The sequence below is a fragment of the Mycobacterium sp. IS-1556 genome (assembly GCF_001499985.1).
Lineage (GTDB): Bacteria > Actinomycetota > Actinomycetes > Mycobacteriales > Mycobacteriaceae > Mycobacterium.
This window is the reverse complement of sequence record NZ_LQIM01000001.1, coordinates 288,498-304,679: the sequence shown is the minus strand read 5'-3', so window position 1 is coordinate 304,679 and position 16,182 is coordinate 288,498. Positions and strand designations below refer to the sequence as shown.

Here is a 16,182-nt window from a genome sequence, read left to right as displayed (position 1 = left end):
CCGGACGGGGCCTATCGCACCTCGCGGGCCAGCTTCGGCGCGAAATTGGCGTCGAGATACCGGCTTGCGAGATAACCCCCCGGGCCAGTCAATGCGGCGATAGTGTCCGCATCGTCCACGATGACCATCGTTCCTTGATAGCCGATAAAAGGCCTTGGCAGGCCGTCGAACCCGCCGCCGCCGGCGTTGCTGTCGGTGCGGACGACGACGAGAACGTCGGTTTCAATGCGGTAGACAGCGCTCGCGTCGGGCATGGGACGGATGTCACCTGTGTCGGTAGCAGCACGGGCGAGATCTTGGCTGTAGCGCAGTCCAAGCGCTTCGAGGTAGTTGGCGGCTGTGGACGGTGTGAGTATCTCCGACACACCCGTATCTGCATTGATCAGAGCCTCAACGGATTTCCCGACCCACGAAGCATTCTGGTTCTTCAGATCGTCCTGCTGCGAACGCACTTCGCTGATGAGGTCCTTGGCCTTTGCTTCGTAGCCGAGGATCTCGCCGATCCAGGTCAGCCGGTTCTGCCATGTCCATTGTTCCGCGGCTTGGTCACTGGGCCTTGTCAGCGTCGGTGCAATGGCGGCGAGTTTGTCATAGGTGGCTTGGTCGATCGGGCCGGTGGCGATGATGACGTCGGGGCGGGCGTCGGCGACCGCGGCGGTGTTGGTGAATCCGCTCAGTACGGTCGGATCGCCGGTGACGGCAGACTGTTCCCAGCTGGGCAGCGCACTGCTGGATGAGCCGATCACGACAGGTTGGACACCCAGGGACAGCACGGCATCGCCGTCACCGGGACCGATCGCTGCCACCCGTTGGGGCCGGGCGGTGAGCTCGGTGGCGCCGTATTCGTGGGTGAACGTCTGCGCCTGGTAGGCCGGTTCGTCCGGCCCTCGATTCCACAGCATCACTGCGCCGGCAACGACCGCGACAACGACGACAGCGATACCGGCAGCGATGAGTGTGCGCCTACGGCGGCGGTTGAGTCCGCCGACTCCGGCCGGGCCTGGCTGTGCAGCCTGCGTCGGGGACTGGTGCTGAGCGGCGCCCCACCCACTCGGATAAGTGATGGCGTCCGCGGCGTGCAGGGGTCCGGGGGGCCCCAGGTACGCCGGCGGCGGACCGCTGGGCTGGCCCCCGGTAGGTACCGATGGCGTCCACTCGGTGGGCAGGCGCGGCGCAGTGGGTGTGGTCCTCAATTGCACCGTGGTGTCATCGAGAGCCGCGGCCGCTGCTGCGGCAAGGTCACTGGCGGTTTGGAAGCGATGGTTCGGGTCCTTGGCCATCGCTTTGGCGATGACGGCGTCGATTGCCGTGGGCGCGTGGGGTATCCGCTCGGTGACCTTTGGCGGTGGCGACGACAAATGACCGGCTATCGTCGCCCCCACATCGGCGCCGGGGCGTGCGAACGGGGTCTGACCGGTGAGCATCGTGTACAGGCTGCACCCCAGAGCGTAGATATCAGCGCGGTGGTCGGCGGGTTCGCCGGTGAGTGTTTCGGGTGCGGCGTAGGCGATAGAGGCCATCACCATTCCGGTCTGCGTCAGCCCGGCTGCATCGTCGCTTCGCTTGGCGATTCCGAAGTCCGCCAGGAAAATCCGCTGATCGTTGGCCGCCAGCAGGAAGTTAGCGGGCTTGACGTCGCGGTGAAGTAGACCGCGCTGATGGGCGTAGTCGAGGGCATCGGCGACCGCTGCGGTGATGCGCAGCGCGCGCACCGGGGTCATGCGTCCTGCCTTCAGCTCGCGGTGCGCGTCGCTACCAGCGACATACTGCATGGCGATCCAGAGGTGTCCATCGGGGGTTTCACCCCGGTTGTAGACCGACACGATATGGGGGTGATCCAGCGTTGCGGCCAAGTCGGCCTCGCGAAGGAACCGGTCACGGAAATGCTTGTCGAGAGACAAGTCTGATGACAACACCTTGAGGGCGTCCGAGCGTGGCAACGTCGGATGGGCGGCGCGGTAGACGGTGCCCATGCCACCCCTGCCAAGCACCGCTTCTATGCGGTAGCCGGCCACCACCGATCCCACGTCGAGCGCCATCTGTGTTTGAACCTCGCTATGTTCCGTTCAGCGTGACTGCGGTCGGGCAGACGAATCCCGGCCAGGAGGCGGGCCGGTTCATGGCGCCATCAGCATGGTGTATTGCGCGGCGGTCAGCTGGTGGACATCGGTCAGCTGTGCCGAGGTCGATTCGATGAAGTACCGGTCGGCGACGGCGAGGCACGTGAGGTAGGAACCTGACGGCTCATCGCGTTGGATACAGCGCGAACCGGGCATGTTCGGCACCGCCGCGGCCGGACGGCCCTCAGCGCCTGTCAACTCGGCCGCGAACTGCTCGAGCAACTTCGCTGCGGCCCCTTCATCCCGAACCCGATACACCGAGGCTTTCCCCCTGGACCACACATCCATGCCCGTCTCGGCGAACAGCTTCGTCGAATCCAGCGGCAGCGACTGGAAGTGCAGAGCGGCGTGCGGCCCGTATACCTGGTTCAGACCGACAGGCGAATTGTCGGCGGTCTCGGGGACAGTGCGGGCCAGGAGCCCGCTCTCGTCGACAGCAAGATTGGCAAGCTCCGGTACTGCGGTGGGCACGAACGAGTCGATCGCCGGGATCTGTTGATCCAGCGTCCTGGCGACCATGTCGGCGGTCGGGCCGACCCCGTCAAAGGTGTCCGCGGACTGGACGAGCACGAACGGTCCGCGCGCCGTGTAGGCATTGACGCTGGTTTCCGGGGTGCTCGAGCCTGGCGGAGTTGTTGCGTACGTGGAGGCGCGGGTCTGGGGATGATTGCGGACAGCTACCGGCTGCGCTTGAGGCAGGTACTCCGCGAGGCCGGGCTGCAGTGCGAGGTCGCCGAATTCAGCCGCCGCTGCGGCCGCTGACTCGGGATTCGGGAAGCGCAGTACTGCGTTGACCAGACTCACACGATCGGGCTCGGTGCGCCGGGCTGAGGAGAATCCGGTGACGAAGTTGTGCTTGCCTGCGGCTGCGGCGAACTGCTTGAGCAGAAGCATCTGAAGCGCCGCGGCGTCCTTGAAGATGACGGTCGGCATGACCCAGTGCGTGAGTGAGGGGTCGACCTCCCACGGCCCGACGACGTGCTCGGCCATCCGCGCAGCCTCGATCAGCCCACCCTGGTATTGGGTACCAGCGGTGCCGGTGGCAGGCGCGGGCTTGGTGGGGTAATTGCCGGTGTCGAGAAGCGCCACGTCAACTCCCGTCGGCGGGGGCTCGCCGTGTGGCCGCTGCGCCGTTCCATCCACCACCGAGGTGCACGCCGTGGCGGTCAGGATCGCGACTGCGCCTGCCAACATGCCGCGCGGGAAGAACCTCATATGCCCGTACATTAGCGGTACGCGGGCCGGACGATGCGCCCGATCGGGTCGCCGAAACCCCAAGCCGCGGTACTCCCTTGTGAGGAGCCGCACCGAGAGACTGGTAACGGCGGCTATCCGGGCAGTTTGGCCAGAATGCGATCGGTGAGCGTGTTGGCGGGGGCCTTGCTGTCCCCATCGGTGCAGACCACGACGTCGACCAGCACGTTGGCCCGGTGCGCGACCACGTGGTGGCAGTTGCGGGGCAGCCCGTCGCGCTGGAAGGTCGTGCCTATCCGGTCAGGCCCCTTGGTGATCGGATAGGGCACCCACCGCTGATTGTTGGTGGGATCGAGCTCGATGAAAAAGATGTCGCCGTCAGGGCAGTTGCCCCACTCGTGCTCGATCGTCCACATCGCCCCGCCCTGACCGGCGATACCGGTGATATCGGCAGGATCCTCAAAGACGGCGACCATCTGGGTGACAGCCTGTCCGTGGGCACCGCGATTGGCATTGCCCACCAAGGCCGGCTTCTTCGCCCACACTCCGGTTTCGCCGGCCAACGCACGGGATCTGCACGCCCACGGCTCGATCGTCACGTTCGACCGCTGCGGTCGGTTGTAGGCCTGCGTTTCGACGAGATCGGTGTCACCGATGATGTCGCCGAGTTCGCTGCGTTTGAGCAGCAAGTCGGCGCCCGCGGTCGTCGGCACCAGTGTCGGCGCCGGCCCTCCGGCGGTCGAGGTGACTGGAGGCGGCGCTGATGAAGTTGTCGTCCCGGAACCTTCGTCCGGGCCGGCATCACCCTCGACGGTCGACGAGCACCCGGCCAGCGCCACCAAAGCACACACCGTCACGCCCACTTGGATTGACCGCATTGCGGTGATCTCCTTCCAATGACTCGGGCCTCTATCCGGGTGCCGACCTCCGCTCACCGGATCGGAACGCCGGGATCCGGACAACGCTGCCCGGCTACGGTGCCGGCGCGATCTTGTCGGCGATGGCGGTCGCAATCGACAACCCCGCGCTGCCCACGGTCGGCGAGCAAGCGCGCACATCGACAATCACGTTGCCGCGCACTGTCATATCGCGTTCACACTGCTGACCGGCGGTTGGCGAGTTCGTGGGGAAGAGCATTACGGTCATCACTCCCGCGGTGGTCGCGGGCACGCCGACGTCGAGTTCGGTGGAATTGCCGCCGAACTCCCACCTGACGTGGCTGGATTTGCAGGCATTCCAATCGGCGACCTGCTTGTCGTAGAACGCCTTCGCCCGCCCGGCGTCGGGGAATGAGATGACGGCCTGGGCCACCTTGTGCGACGGCTCCCGGTGGACGCCTTGAATGGCCAGCCCGGTATAGCCCGAGCCGTCGTAGGTCGCCTGGTACGCCGGAGCCCACACACCGGTGCAGTGGGGCGGAGTGACGGTTCCGGCCAGCGGCGCATGCTCCGTCGGCAACGCAGTCATCCCGGTCGTGTTCAGGCGCTGGTTTATCTGCTCGGCCGGCAGCAGCAGGCCGGGCAGGGCATCGGGCGCGACCATCGGTGCCGGGGGCGGGGGTGGCGGCTGTCACGGCGGCGGGGCCGTCGGGGAGGCGGGCAGGCTCGTCGTGGGACGGGCGGGCACCTGCGCCGGGCTGGTCGGCGGCCCGGCTTCGGAGGAGCCGTCGTCGCCGCTGCTGATCACGATCAGCGCAATGACCAGGACGACAGCGAGGGCCGCGGCGGCGCCGATCACCCACTTGCGGTGTTCGGCGAGCCGGCTCGCCAGGCTGGGCTGTGGGCGCGGGACGACGTTTGACGGCTGCTGATACCCAGGGGGCCAGGAACCGGGCTGTTGGTACGGCGGCGGATTACCGCCCGGCCCGGGCTGAGATGGCTGCTGAGGCCCTGCGGGCTGACCTGGCCACCCCTGGGACGGTGGTGGTGATGCCGGCGGAGGCTGCTGTGAGCGAAGAAATTGTCCGGCGTCGAGAGTGTTTTCCTCGTGGAGGCTGCGCGGGGTGGCGGGCGCCGGAACGGTGGTCTCCGGGTCTTGGGGCTGCGCGCCCGTCGGTGGCTGTTGACCGGCTGGCCAGTCCGCCGTCTCCTCGCCGCGAGGACCTTCTGCCGGGTCGTTCGGGTTCACGCTCAGTCCCCTCACCACTGTTGTCTCATGCGTCGAGTACGCCGGCCGTGCGGCCACGCAAATCATCGCACGAACGAGCGCACCCTCAGTGCAGGAATTTTGGCACGGCGACGGTTGGGGCGAAACGGTAGCGGGCCAGCGGAATTGCTAGCATGAGCGCTCGCCGTTGGTCAGCGTCGCGGGCGCACCGGGAGGTCTCATGCACGAGGGACGGTCCGCCGGAGCCGAAGCGCGACAAGGCGAGGTGGCGACGCTGACGGTGCACGTCGCCGGCGTCGACTACACCGCACATCCCGACGGGGGCGCTGTCACGATCGGCCGCGAGTTGCCTGCGCAGATCCGCATCGACGAGCCACGCATCTCACGCATGCATGTCCGCCTCGAACCGGCCGGTGACCACTGGGTCTTGACCGATACCGGAAGCCGGAACGGCACCTACTTCGACAGGCGGCGCGTCGATTCCCTTGCGATCGACCGCGAACTCGACGTCTATTTGGGCAACCCTGACGGCGTTTGTCTGCGGCTGCGTCCCTCGGTCGGTGCAGACACCGACGCCGTGGCGGCGCCCGCGTCAACGGACACGTTCTCCCCGGATGTGACGGCGACGGACACCGACGACGCCGAGCCCGAGCCCGAGGAAGAGTCCACCGAGGCGATCACGCCGACCGTGCAGGTGGCGGTCGCCATCGACGCGGCCGACATCGCGCTGCGCGGTCTCTACGCGCGCGTGGCCATGCTGCCCATGAGCGACGACCCGCAGTTCGCCCCCGAAGCCGCCGCGTTGCTGTCCGAGCTGCGCCGCCTCAAGACGTCGCTCACCAACGCCGCGCGCAGCGCTACCGGGCGGCCCGAACTGGCGATCGCCCTCGGCGAGGTCCGGCAGGCATACACCGATCTGATGCGCCGCGCCGCACGCGCCCCCGCAGCGACCCTGGGTCAGCGTCTCTACGAAGCGCGCCACCGCTGCCAATTGACGGTGCAGGAAACCGCCAACGCCGCCGGCGTCACCGTCGATGACGTCATCAACACTGAATCCGACCTCGCGGTGCCGGGCCCCGCCGCGGCCACCCTGCAGCGGTTCGTCGACATCCTCGAGCACGGCTGGGAACGGCGATGAAGCTCCGGCGGGCCAAATTGGTGTCGGGGTAGGGGTCGTGGCGCCGTTAGCATCAGAGCGCAACGCCAGAGCGGAAAGTAGGGGCCATGAGGCTTATCGGGCAGGTGTCGCGCCGTAGCGGTGGGTGGCTGTCGCCGGCCTTGGTGTCGGCTGCGGTCAGCGCCGTCGTGCTCACCGGCTGCTCCACCGTCGAAGGCCAGGCGGTGTCCAGTCTGTACAACCCCAACAGCGTGGGCGGTCTGCCGGTTGTCGACGGCCCGAGCGGCCTTCGCCCCGATGCTGCCGAACCCACCGGAGAAGTCCGCTTCACCGACGACGGGCCCGTCGACCGGATGGCGCTGTCGGCGGTCAACGATCTCGTGCAGTACTGGGAGGAGCACTACAGCGAGGCGCTGGACGGAAGGTTCGAGCCGGTTGAGAACCTTGCGTCCTACGATTCCGAAGACCCGCTCGGCCCGCCGTTGTGCGGCCAGATTCTCTACCAGGAACCCAATGCCTTCTTTTGTCCCAGAAGCGACCTGATCGCCTGGGACAGAGGCGTTCTGGTACCCACCGGTCAGAAGTTCTTCGGTGACATGTCGGTCGCGGCGCTGATCGCACATGAGTACGGCCACGCGGTGCAGAACATGGCCGATCTGGTCGACCGGACCACCCCGACGATCGTGCGCGAGCAGCAAGCCGACTGCTTCGCGGGCAGCTACACCCGCTGGGTCGCCGAGGGGTCGTCACCGCGCTTCGAGATGAGCACCGGCGATGGGCTGAACAAGGTGCTCGCCGGGGTCATCACCATCCGGGACCCGATCCTCACACCCGAGGACGCCGAGATGGTCGAGGGTGGCCACGGCACCGCGCTGGATCGCGTCAGCGCGTTCCAATCAGGATTCACGGACGGGCTTTCAGCTTGCGCGGCAATCGATCTCGACTCTGTCGAGCAGAGTCGAGCGGATCTGCCGATCATGCTCGACGTCGATGACAGCGGCGCCTTGCAGACCGGCGAGACGGCGCTCGATGAGGCACTGGTCAAGACCGTGATCGAGGCCCTCAATTTGCAGTTCAAGCCCGCGCAGCCGCCGACGCTGTCGATGCAGCCCGGACAGTCATGCGGCGATGCCAAGGTGACCGAGCCGACGTCGTACTGCCCTGAGAACAACACGATTTCGGTCGATCTGCCGGGGCTGCAGGCTCTGGGCACCCAGGCGGGAACCGAGGAGGGTGTGCTCGTGCAGGGGGACAACACCGCGATCTCGGTGCTCACGTCGCGTTACATGCTTGCGCTGCAACATCAACGGCAAGCAGAGCTCGATTCGGCTGCGGCGGCACTGCGCACCGCCTGCCTGACTGGGGTCGGTCAACGCGGCATGGTCTCGGAGGTGAAGTTGCCGTCGGGCAACTCCATCGTGTTGACCGCCGGTGACCTCGATGAGGCCGTTGCCGGCCTGCTCAACAACGGCCTGGCGGCCAGTGACGTCAACGGCAACACCGTCGCGGCCGGCTTCACCCGCATCATGGCGTTTCGTTCGGGTTTGGTGAATCCCGACACCGACGCGTGCTTCACTCGCTTCCCTGAGTAGACCGCGTCTGCGGCGCTAACTCCACTGCGTCTTCGGGCGTTCGCGGCGGACGCCGTCGACGGTGACGTCGACTCGTTCGTCGAAGAAGCAGATCCGGTCACGCACCCGCGCACCGTCCGGCAGCGGATCGGGGTAGGTCCACGCCACATCGCGAGGCCCGTCGGGCACCGAAAAGTAGGACGCCCGACCCTTATACGCGCAGTAGCTGACCGTGTCGCTGTCGGTGAGGTCGGCGAGTACGTCATCGCGCGGCAGGTAGAACCGCACCGGGAGGTGGGTTTCGAACAGCAGCAGCGGGCGGTTCGACTCGGCAAGCAGGTGTCCATCGGATTCGATGCGGACGTGCCGTCCGCTGGCCAGCACGTCGATGCGGTGGAACGGATCATGCGGATGGCCGACGATCGGCTCATCCTCTTCCAGCCATTCGAAGGCGCCGAACTCCAGAACCACATAGTCGGCCAGGTCGGCGTCGTCAGGCTGGAACGCCGCCGCCGGCGCCGTCTCCTCGCCGGCGATCACATCGAACTCGGCGCCGGGACACGTGTGTGCGCCGAACGGCACTGTCGGATCCAGCACCGCGCGGTCGGACCCGGGGCGATCCGCGTCGTCGTCGCCGGACTCGGCACCCGCGGGCGCCAGTCGCTCGATCAGGTCGGACACCGGAACCGCGTAGGTCGGCACGATTCGGCGCGGCTCCCACACGAGCAGGGCGGAACCGGTGTCGACGAGCGGTTCACCGGCCAGGCTGACGCGGATCCGCTTGGGTGTCGGTTCGTATCGCAGGGTGTCGAGGCTCCCGTGCAGCAGTTCGGCCATACTGACGCCCATTTCGGGACACCCCCTGTCCGAATCACTTTCGAGGCGGGCGCAACACGTTCATCGCCAACCGCATTATCGGCGCAGGCACCCGATCCTTGGCGGCGAGTGCGGCGTCGGCGGCGCGTCCGCGTAGCGGCGTGCCACGGCCGAAGACGCGATTGATCGGCCCGCCGGTGGGTTCGAGGTCGAAATGCAGCGGCGGCTTGCCGTCGGCGGCACCGAGCGCATTGGATATCACGATGCGTTGAATCTCGCTGGTGCCCTCGAAGATGGTGTACAACTTGGCGTCTCGATACCACTTCTCGACGGGATGGTCAGTGATGTACCCCCAGCCGCCCATCGTCTGGATGGCGCGTTCGGTGGCGCGGACCGCGACCTCGCTGGCGGCCAGCTTGCACATCGACCCCTCGCCGCGTTCGAACGGCACGCCGCTCGCGGCCATCCACGATGCGCGCCAGGTCAGCAGGCGGGCGGCGTCGAGCCCCGTCGCCAGTTCGGCGAGCGGAAACGCGATGCCCTGGTTGTCGATGATGGGCGCACCGAACGCTTCCCGCCGGTTTGCATACTCCGTCGCGTATTCCAGTGCAGCCCTGGCAATCCCGAGCGCTTGCGCGGCGACCATCGGACGCGTCTGCTCGAAGGTGCCCAGCGTCGCCGAACCGGAGTGCTGCCCACCTTCGACGGCCTCGCGCGCCTTGGCGAGTTTGTGGTCGAGCTTCTCCTGACCGCCGAGCAGGTTGGCGGCCGGCACCCGGACGCCGTTGAACTTCAACTCCGCGGTATGCGACGCGCGGCAGCCGAGCTTGTCGAGCTTGCGGACCAGCTCCAGACCGGGCGTTCCGCCGGGCACGATGAACAGCGCCTGTCCCTTGTGCCCGAGTTCTTCGTCGACGACTGCGTTGACCACGTGCACGTCGGCGATGCCGCCGTTGCCGATCCACATCTTGTGGCCGTCGATGATCCAATCGTCACCGTCGCGGTGCGCGCGGGTCCGCAGGTTGCGAACGTCGCTGCCGCCCTCGGGTTCGGATATCGCCAACGCGGCCAGCTTCAGGTCCCCTGGTGTGCCGAAGCATTCGGGCGCCCACTCCAGCATCTGTTCCGGAGACGCGGCCTGCCCGATCGCGGACAGCGCGAGCGCGGGCATCACCACCGCCAGCCCGATCCCGGCGCATCCCCAGAACAGCTCCTCCATGAACATCGGCAGCGACAGCCCGGTCGGATCCCCGATGAGGTCCCGATAGAACAGCGGGCTGTAGAACCCCCGGACAGCCGCTTCTTCCAAGACCGGCCACGGGAACTCCTGACGCTGGTCGTACTCGAGGGCAACCGGACGGATGCACTGCTCGGCGAACTCGTGTGTCCGTTGCGCGAGGTCGTGCTGGGCGGCGGTGGGCGTGAGGTCGAAGGCCACGTCAGTCTGTTAGCCAGCCGAGGGCGTTGCGAAACACTTGTTCGCCAACATGACAAAGCCCCCGGATGCGGTGGCATCACGGGGGCCTGTCTGGCGGGCGAGCTACTTGATGTCTACATAGACGGTCTTGGTGGTCACCCGGGTGGTGCGGTCACCACCGACGCCGAGGCTGTTTGTCTCGGTGTAGGTCTGACCGGGGCGCACCGCCACGACGGACGCCTTGTCCAGCGGGGCGTTGCCGATCCGGTTCACGATCACGTTGTAGCCCTGCGATTGGAGCTCGCTGATGGTCTGCTGCGCGTTTCCCGGTCCGGACGGAGCAGCCTGGACAGGCGCTGCCAGTCCGATCAGAGCGGCGGCCAAGGCGCTGGCGGCGACGGTGGCGATCCCAAACTTCTTCATTTCGGACCCTTCTTCCCTCGTGCGTTTGGTATCCGAGCCGTGGCGTGTGTCGCGGTTCGTAGCTGCAGCTGATCTTGGAAACCACGAGGTCAACGGTTTTAATTCCGATGGCAGAAATTGGTTGCCGGATGGCAGCAATTCGCCTGCGGGACAGCCGATCGCCGATGTTCGGACGGCCGAATACGGTCATGGCCCGCGGTCGGCTGGTCGAACGTATGATCGAACCGTGGGTGGGTTGAAGGGCATCGGGTACAACGGCCAGCCCGTTGCGCACGCCTTCCGCCGCGTCGACCCGCCGGTCACCGTCCTCATAGATCTTGCCGCGGTGTTCCCGCGCGAACCGCATGCAGTCGGCGGTTACAACCCGGCGGGGCTGCAGATGCACGCCGTCGTCGACGGGCGACTCACGTGCTGGGGCTTGTGCGAGCAGGGCCACTGGTGGGGCCTGGTCACCTACGAGATCGCCTACGGCACGCGCCGTAAGGCGGTGACGCACTGGATCCCCGCATGGACCCTCAAGCCCAAAACCGAGTGATGGCTAGCAGGCCGCCTGGCCCAGGCGCCGCTGCGCCTCTCCCTGGGAAATCCGCAGTCGTCTGGCGACATCCTTGGCCGACGAACCGCCGACGGCGAGGAGCCGTCCCAACAGCCGCCGGTCGAGTGCCGCGCGTTGGTGGTCCAGTCGGTCCAGTCGCTCGATCAGCGCGTAGAGATCGGTGCGCGACAAATCGTCCAACCGCAGGGCCGCTACCTGCTTGTAGGCGGACTCGAGCGCGGTGAGCACGTCGGTAACCTGTTTCGAACGCATGTACGAATGGTAACTCCGCGCGGTGACGCCGGCAGAAAGTCGGCTACGGGCCCCGCGGGAATGTATCGGACCGCAGTCCGGTTATCTCAGGCATGCCTGCAATCACAGCCGATACCCTCACCCTTTCGCGCATCACCGCCGCCGCCCCGGCCGACACCGAACGCCCCGTGCGCTCGATCACCACCGGGCCGCGGGGCTTTGAAGGCGAAGGTTTCCCGGTGGTGCGCGCCTTCGCCGGCGTTGCCGCTGCCGATCTCGACCCGTTCGTGCATATGGACCAGATGGGCGAAGTCGAGTACGAACCCGGAGAACCGCGCGGCACCGACTGGCATCCGCACCGCGGGTTCGAGACCGTCACCTACATGATCGACGGTCGCTTCGCTCACCAGGACTCCCACGGCGGCGGCGGCCTGATCACCGACGGCGCCACCCAGTGGATGACCGCCGGTTCGGGCATCCTGCACATCGAAACTCCGCCCGCCGAGCTCGTCGAGCGTGGCGGCGTATTCCACGGCATCCAGCTGTGGGTGAACTTGCCCCGCACCGACAAGTTCGCCACCCCGAGGTACCAGGCCATCGAGGGTAACGAGGTGCAGCTGTTGTCATCGGACGACGGCGGGGCGCTGCTTCGCATCATCGCCGGCGACGTCGACGGTCACGTCGGCCCCGGAGCCACGCATACCCCGATCACGTTGGCGCATGCGACTATTCAGCCCGGCGCGCGACTCGATATGCCCTGGAACCGCGAATTCAACGCGCTCGTATACATCCTGTCCGGGCAGGGGTCGTTGGGGCCGGTGGCCCATCCCATCCGTCAGGGACAGCTCGCAGTGCTCGGTCCCGGCGACCGGATCACCGTTGCGGCACAGCCGAAACAGGACGCCCACCGGCCCGCGCTCGAGGCGCTGATCCTCGGCGGCAGGCCGATTCGCGAACCGGTGTACCAATACGGACCGTTCGTGATGAACAGCAAGGCCGAGCTTGTCCAGGCGCTGGAGGACTACCAGGCCGGCAAGTTCGGCACGATACCGCCGAACGCCCTTATGCCGCACCGCCCTTAGTCGCATCGGCCGAGGCGGCCTTCGGGTACAGCAACTCCAATTCGCCGAGATGAGCCGCTACGGTCACCAGCGGCAGCGCCGCAGCGACCGCGAGGTCGTCACCGGTCGCCTCGGCGCGCAGCGTCCTCACGAAGTCGTCGCTGATCGCTGGTGGTGAATCGGCTTTGCCGCCGGTGACTCTCGCGCAGATCGCCTCCGCGTGTGCCTCCAGCACCGTGCGGGTACCGGAGTAGACGCCGTACGGCGGAGGCGCGACGTCGGCGATCTGTTCCGCGGCGGCCCGCAGTCTGATCGCGCGGTTGGCCGACCGGACCGCCGGCCCGCGGATGTCGGTGGGGCCGCTGCTCTCCGAAAGGAACTGCCGAACCGCATCGTCCACGGTCCGCGACGCCTCGAGGGCATCGTGGCTCAGCGTGATCACCCGGTTGGCGGCATCTTCGGATGCACCGCGCGTCACCCGCAGCACCGCGGCATTGAGGAACGTCGCGCCGACGGCGAACGCGTCGTCGATGGCCCGCGACAGCCGCGCACGTGTGCCGCGCGGCCACAACAGAATCGACACCATCACGCCCACGGCGGCGCCGACCGCGACATCCTCAACGCGGACCAACCCGACGCTCCAACCCGTCGGTGCGATGAGGTTGAAGATGATCAGCACCATCATCGTGAACGCGGCCTGACCGGCGATGAACGACGCCACCTCCGGCACGAACGCCGAACCGAACGCGACCACCGGCAGAAGCCCCCACATGACCACCGGGTCGACGCCGACCAGTTCGATGAGCCCGACACCCAACAAGAATCCGATCGCGGTGCCGGCCACCGCGCGCACCACCCGGGTGCCGGTGGTCAGCGCGCTGCTGCGTAACACCGACATCGCGCCCAGCACCACCCAGAAGCCATGCTCGAGGGGAAACAGGTGGGTGACGGCGACCGCCATCGCCAAGCCGAGACCGGTGCGAAGGCTGTTGCGTAACACCACAGCTCGAGTGGCGAGAAACCCGCGAGTGATTGCGGCGACGGCCGTCGTCTCGGGCATCACCCAGTCCGCGGTGCCCGTCTTCGGAAGCCGACGACCCAGGACCCGCGCCCACACCGGACGTGCGTCGGCCTCGGCCGCGTTGCGAATGACGCGTCCGGTCACCCCGACTGTGGCCGAGAACGTGCGACGCCCCAACAACTCTCGGCCGACGGCGACGGCGGCTGCGTCGTCCGGGGAAGCGAGGATCTCGAGGATGTCCTCACGGTAGCGGCCCTGCGCGATGGTGCGCAGTGCGGCCAGCGCCTCGTTGAGATCGGCGCTCCGGGCGCTGCGTCCGGCGGCGTCGGAAATCCGCAGCACCGCAGCGCAATCCCGCAGCACCCGGACCAGTGGGTCTTTCATGTCGCCGAGCAGCCGACCGGTGTCGTCGGTGATCCGGTCGGCGAGCCAGCCGAGGTCGTCGACCACCCGAACGAGTGCACGGCTGCCTGCTGTCAGGGCGACCGGACGAAAGTCGGCGCTGAGGAACGTTTCCCACAGCTGGTTCATCGCACGGGTCGCCTCCCTGGCCGGCACGGCGCCCGCCAGAGAGTCGGCCAGCCGGTTGCACACCCTGGCCGCGTCACCACGCAACTCGTCGTGGTGGCGTGGCGGCAGCAGGAACAGCGCAGCCGGCACGCAGACCGCCAGCGCGATGAGCCAGCCCAGCAGCCGGTCCGGAATGGGCCCAACGGGCGTACAGGCGGGCAGCACGAAGGTCAGCAGCGTCGCACGCTGCCCGGCGGCGATGATCTCGCTGAGCACACCGGAGAACGTCACCACCACCCCCAGAACGAACATCGCCGCGACGCTCAGCCACGGATACGGGGAGACCAACGTGCCCAGCGTGATCAGGATCGCGCCGTTGAAGGCCAGCCCGCAGTACGCCAGTGCGCGGGCCGGTCGGTTGCCGGGAAAGTCCACCAGGATCAGCAGCGCGACCGAACCGAAGATGGTGAACATCGGGGTCTGCGAGCCGCCGCCGACCGCGAAGCTCACCGCCGCGGCGATCGGCAACACGATGGCCGCCCGCGTCGCGCGCCGCAGCGCGTCGAATTCGGGGTCGCGCCGTCGGATCCGGTTCACCACACGGCGTCGCACGGGGGCGACGACGTCGGTGAGCGACACCCCGTTACCCCCGCGCTACTCGGCGCCGGGAACCGACTCGAAGCGCCCCGAGTCGAGGGCATCGATCAGCTGATCGGCGATCCATCGCAGCACCGAGGCGTCGCGCGGCAGTGTCGCCTGCTCATAGCCGACCAACAGGTACACCGCCCAGGCCGCGAACGCCTGCGCCTGCCGCTTGTGCTGCAGAACCTCGAACGCCGCCTCGTACAGGACGTCGAAGCGTTGTTGATCGACTGCGACCTGCACCGCATACACATGCGGATCCAGCGCACTCCACACCCGGATGGCGGCCTCTGCGCCGTGGGGCAATTCGCGGCCGGTCTGGATCAGCGCGTCGATGCGGCGTCGCGGATCTGGTTCGGCACGCACTGCTTCGATCACCTGCACGGTGCGGACCTGCATCCAGTGCGAGAGCAGTTCCTTGGTGTAGGCGGGCCAGTTCGGGAAGTAGTGGTAGAACGACCCGGTGGTGACGCCCAGGCGCTGACAGACCTCGGCCAGCTTCAAGCCGCCGTACCCGAGATTGGAGAGGATGTCGAGGCCGGTCTCGAAGTAGCCCTCCCGCGATACCACGCCCGCCATGGGACGCGACACTAGTTCTTCGCCAGCCGAATTCTCTACGGCCGACTCTGCGGTGGATCGCTGGCATGCCCGCCGGCAACCCCCGACAGGCAGTGTCGGAGGACGCAAGTGACGTGTGGCACAATTTGACCGTGCCGCATACGGCGAGTAGAGGTCCGGGCCGCCCCCCCGCAGCGAAGGCGGCCGAGACGCGGGAGCGCATCATACAAGCCGCTCGCGAGGTCTTCAGCGAACTCGGATACGACGCTGCGACGTTTCAGGCGATCGCCGTCCGCGCGGATTTGACGCGTCCCGCGATCAATCACTACTTCGCGAGCAAGCAGGTGTTGTGGCGCCAAGTCGTCGAGCAGACCAACGCCGTGATCGTCAACGCCGGCAGGGCTCGTGCCGAAGGTGAGACGAACCTGCTCAACCGATTGTCCGCATACTTCACCGCAGCGATGCAGACCGACTCCGAAGATCGTTCAGCGGCAGCGTTTTTGGTGACTTCGGTGCTGGAAGCTCAGCGCCATCCCGAACTCAGCGACGACGAGCACGACTCGCTCAAGCACTCGCGCGAGTTCGTGGCGTGGGCGGTCAACGATGCGATCAAGCGCGGCGAGCTCACCACCGACACCGAAGTCGACTCGCTCGTCGAGATGCTGGTCGCGGTGATGTGGGGGATGGGTTTCTACGCGGGCTTCGTCGGCACCCACGACGAGCTCAAGGCGGTGGTGCAGCAGTTCGAGCTGCTGATGGCAAACAACCTCTGGCGGCTCAAGGGCTGAGCGGCGCGTGTGACCGGCGGAACCTTCGTATAGCTGTCCTAAGTTGTTGCG

The 16,182-nt window shown here is 67.1% G+C and carries 16 protein-coding genes; 5 read left to right on the top strand and 11 right to left on the bottom strand.

What is annotated here, in order from left to right; all coding sequences use genetic code 11:
* Positions 1-11: 11 nt before the first annotated feature.
* The 5 genes from AU187_RS01490 to AU187_RS25320 all read right to left on the bottom strand — a co-directional run bounded on the left by AU187_RS01490 (position 12) and on the right by AU187_RS25320 (position 5,441).
* Positions 12-2,039: a serine/threonine-protein kinase gene (locus tag AU187_RS01490; protein WP_059166188.1), complete on the bottom strand. Its 2,028-nt coding sequence runs from the start codon at positions 2,037-2,039 to the stop codon at positions 12-14.
* A gap of 78 nt (positions 2,040-2,117) precedes the next feature.
* Positions 2,118-3,335, bottom strand: coding sequence for a DUF7373 family lipoprotein (locus tag AU187_RS01485; RefSeq protein WP_059100581.1), 1,218 nt, complete (start codon positions 3,333-3,335; stop codon positions 2,118-2,120).
* Between the two features lie 113 nt (positions 3,336-3,448).
* Entirely contained in the window at positions 3,449-4,192 is a 744-nt protein-coding gene (locus AU187_RS24805; protein WP_172800124.1) for a sensor domain-containing protein, read from the bottom strand.
* A 94-nt stretch (positions 4,193-4,286) separates the two neighbouring features.
* On the bottom strand, positions 4,287-4,856 hold the full coding sequence (locus AU187_RS01475; protein ID WP_059166187.1) for a sensor domain-containing protein: 570 nt from the start codon (positions 4,854-4,856) through the stop codon (positions 4,287-4,289).
* Between the two features lie 27 nt (positions 4,857-4,883).
* The gene (locus AU187_RS25320; protein ID WP_156442309.1) at positions 4,884-5,441 is read right to left on the bottom strand and encodes a hypothetical protein; all 558 of its coding nucleotides are present in this window, start codon (positions 5,439-5,441) and stop codon (positions 4,884-4,886) included.
* Positions 5,442-5,640: 199 nt separating this feature from the next.
* Between AU187_RS25320 and AU187_RS01470 the strand changes: the two genes are divergently transcribed.
* A complete protein-coding gene (locus tag AU187_RS01470) occupies positions 5,641-6,558 on the top strand; it encodes an FHA domain-containing protein (RefSeq protein WP_059100584.1) in 918 nt (305 codons plus the stop codon).
* An 86-nt stretch (positions 6,559-6,644) separates the two neighbouring features.
* Positions 6,645-8,129: a neutral zinc metallopeptidase gene (locus tag AU187_RS01465; protein WP_059166186.1), complete on the top strand. Its 1,485-nt coding sequence runs from the start codon at positions 6,645-6,647 to the stop codon at positions 8,127-8,129.
* Positions 8,130-8,144: 15 nt separating this feature from the next.
* Here the strand turns inward: AU187_RS01465 and AU187_RS01460 are convergent, their stop codons facing one another.
* From AU187_RS01460 to AU187_RS01450, 3 genes are all read right to left on the bottom strand, one after another.
* Complete coding sequence (locus AU187_RS01460; protein ID WP_059166185.1) at positions 8,145-8,957, bottom strand: DUF427 domain-containing protein; 813 nt, start codon at positions 8,955-8,957, stop codon at positions 8,145-8,147.
* A 22-nt stretch (positions 8,958-8,979) separates the two neighbouring features.
* Complete coding sequence (locus AU187_RS01455; RefSeq protein ID WP_059166184.1) at positions 8,980-10,362, bottom strand: acyl-CoA dehydrogenase family protein; 1,383 nt, start codon at positions 10,360-10,362, stop codon at positions 8,980-8,982.
* Between the two features lie 102 nt (positions 10,363-10,464).
* The gene (locus AU187_RS01450; protein WP_059100588.1) at positions 10,465-10,764 is read right to left on the bottom strand and encodes a hypothetical protein; all 300 of its coding nucleotides are present in this window, start codon (positions 10,762-10,764) and stop codon (positions 10,465-10,467) included.
* Positions 10,765-10,990: 226 nt separating this feature from the next.
* On the opposite strand from AU187_RS01450, the gene AU187_RS01445 reads away from it, so the two are divergent.
* Entirely contained in the window at positions 10,991-11,299 is a 309-nt protein-coding gene (locus AU187_RS01445) for a hypothetical protein (RefSeq protein ID WP_059166183.1), read from the top strand.
* A 3-nt stretch (positions 11,300-11,302) separates the two neighbouring features.
* Here the strand turns inward: AU187_RS01445 and AU187_RS01440 are convergent, their stop codons facing one another.
* Positions 11,303-11,572, bottom strand: a complete 270-nt coding sequence (locus AU187_RS01440; RefSeq protein ID WP_059166182.1) for a hypothetical protein — start codon at positions 11,570-11,572, stop codon at positions 11,303-11,305.
* A gap of 92 nt (positions 11,573-11,664) precedes the next feature.
* On the opposite strand from AU187_RS01440, the gene AU187_RS01435 reads away from it, so the two are divergent.
* The gene (locus AU187_RS01435; protein WP_059166181.1) at positions 11,665-12,633 is read left to right on the top strand and encodes a pirin family protein; all 969 of its coding nucleotides are present in this window, start codon (positions 11,665-11,667) and stop codon (positions 12,631-12,633) included.
* On the opposite strand, the gene AU187_RS01430 is transcribed toward AU187_RS01435, so the two are convergent.
* Together AU187_RS01430 and AU187_RS01425 are read right to left on the bottom strand one after the other, a co-directional pair.
* The gene (locus AU187_RS01430; RefSeq protein WP_059166180.1) at positions 12,614-14,782 is read right to left on the bottom strand and encodes an FUSC family protein; all 2,169 of its coding nucleotides are present in this window, start codon (positions 14,780-14,782) and stop codon (positions 12,614-12,616) included. The two genes, AU187_RS01435 and AU187_RS01430, sit on opposite strands and share 20 nt — an antisense overlap.
* Positions 14,783-14,797: 15 nt before the next feature.
* A complete protein-coding gene (locus AU187_RS01425; protein ID WP_059166179.1) occupies positions 14,798-15,364 on the bottom strand; it encodes a TetR/AcrR family transcriptional regulator in 567 nt (188 codons plus the stop codon).
* Between the two features lie 131 nt (positions 15,365-15,495).
* On the opposite strand from AU187_RS01425, the gene AU187_RS01420 reads away from it, so the two are divergent.
* The gene (locus tag AU187_RS01420) at positions 15,496-16,131 is read left to right on the top strand and encodes a TetR/AcrR family transcriptional regulator (RefSeq protein ID WP_082691742.1); all 636 of its coding nucleotides are present in this window, start codon (positions 15,496-15,498) and stop codon (positions 16,129-16,131) included.
* Positions 16,132-16,182 lie beyond the last annotated feature (51 nt).

Coding starts and splice junctions, on each gene's coding strand:
- AU187_RS01470 (WP_059100584.1), top strand. CDS start 5,641: ATGCACGAGGGACGGTCCGCCGGAGCCGAAGCGCGACAAGGCGAGGTG.
- AU187_RS01425 (WP_059166179.1), bottom strand. CDS start 15,364: ATGGCGGGCGTGGTATCGCGGGAGGGCTACTTCGAGACCGGCCTCGAC.
- AU187_RS24805 (WP_172800124.1), bottom strand. CDS start 4,192: ATGCGGTCAATCCAAGTGGGCGTGACGGTGTGTGCTTTGGTGGCGCTG.
- AU187_RS01450 (WP_059100588.1), bottom strand. CDS start 10,764: ATGAAGAAGTTTGGGATCGCCACCGTCGCCGCCAGCGCCTTGGCCGCC.
- AU187_RS01435 (WP_059166181.1), top strand. CDS start 11,665: ATGCCTGCAATCACAGCCGATACCCTCACCCTTTCGCGCATCACCGCC.
- AU187_RS01465 (WP_059166186.1), top strand. CDS start 6,645: ATGAGGCTTATCGGGCAGGTGTCGCGCCGTAGCGGTGGGTGGCTGTCG.
- AU187_RS01490 (WP_059166188.1), bottom strand. CDS start 2,039: ATGGCGCTCGACGTGGGATCGGTGGTGGCCGGCTACCGCATAGAAGCG.
- AU187_RS01485 (WP_059100581.1), bottom strand. CDS start 3,335: ATGAGGTTCTTCCCGCGCGGCATGTTGGCAGGCGCAGTCGCGATCCTG.
- AU187_RS01475 (WP_059166187.1), bottom strand. CDS start 4,856: ATGGTCGCGCCCGATGCCCTGCCCGGCCTGCTGCTGCCGGCCGAGCAG.
- AU187_RS01460 (WP_059166185.1), bottom strand. CDS start 8,957: ATGGGCGTCAGTATGGCCGAACTGCTGCACGGGAGCCTCGACACCCTG.
- AU187_RS01440 (WP_059166182.1), bottom strand. CDS start 11,572: ATGCGTTCGAAACAGGTTACCGACGTGCTCACCGCGCTCGAGTCCGCC.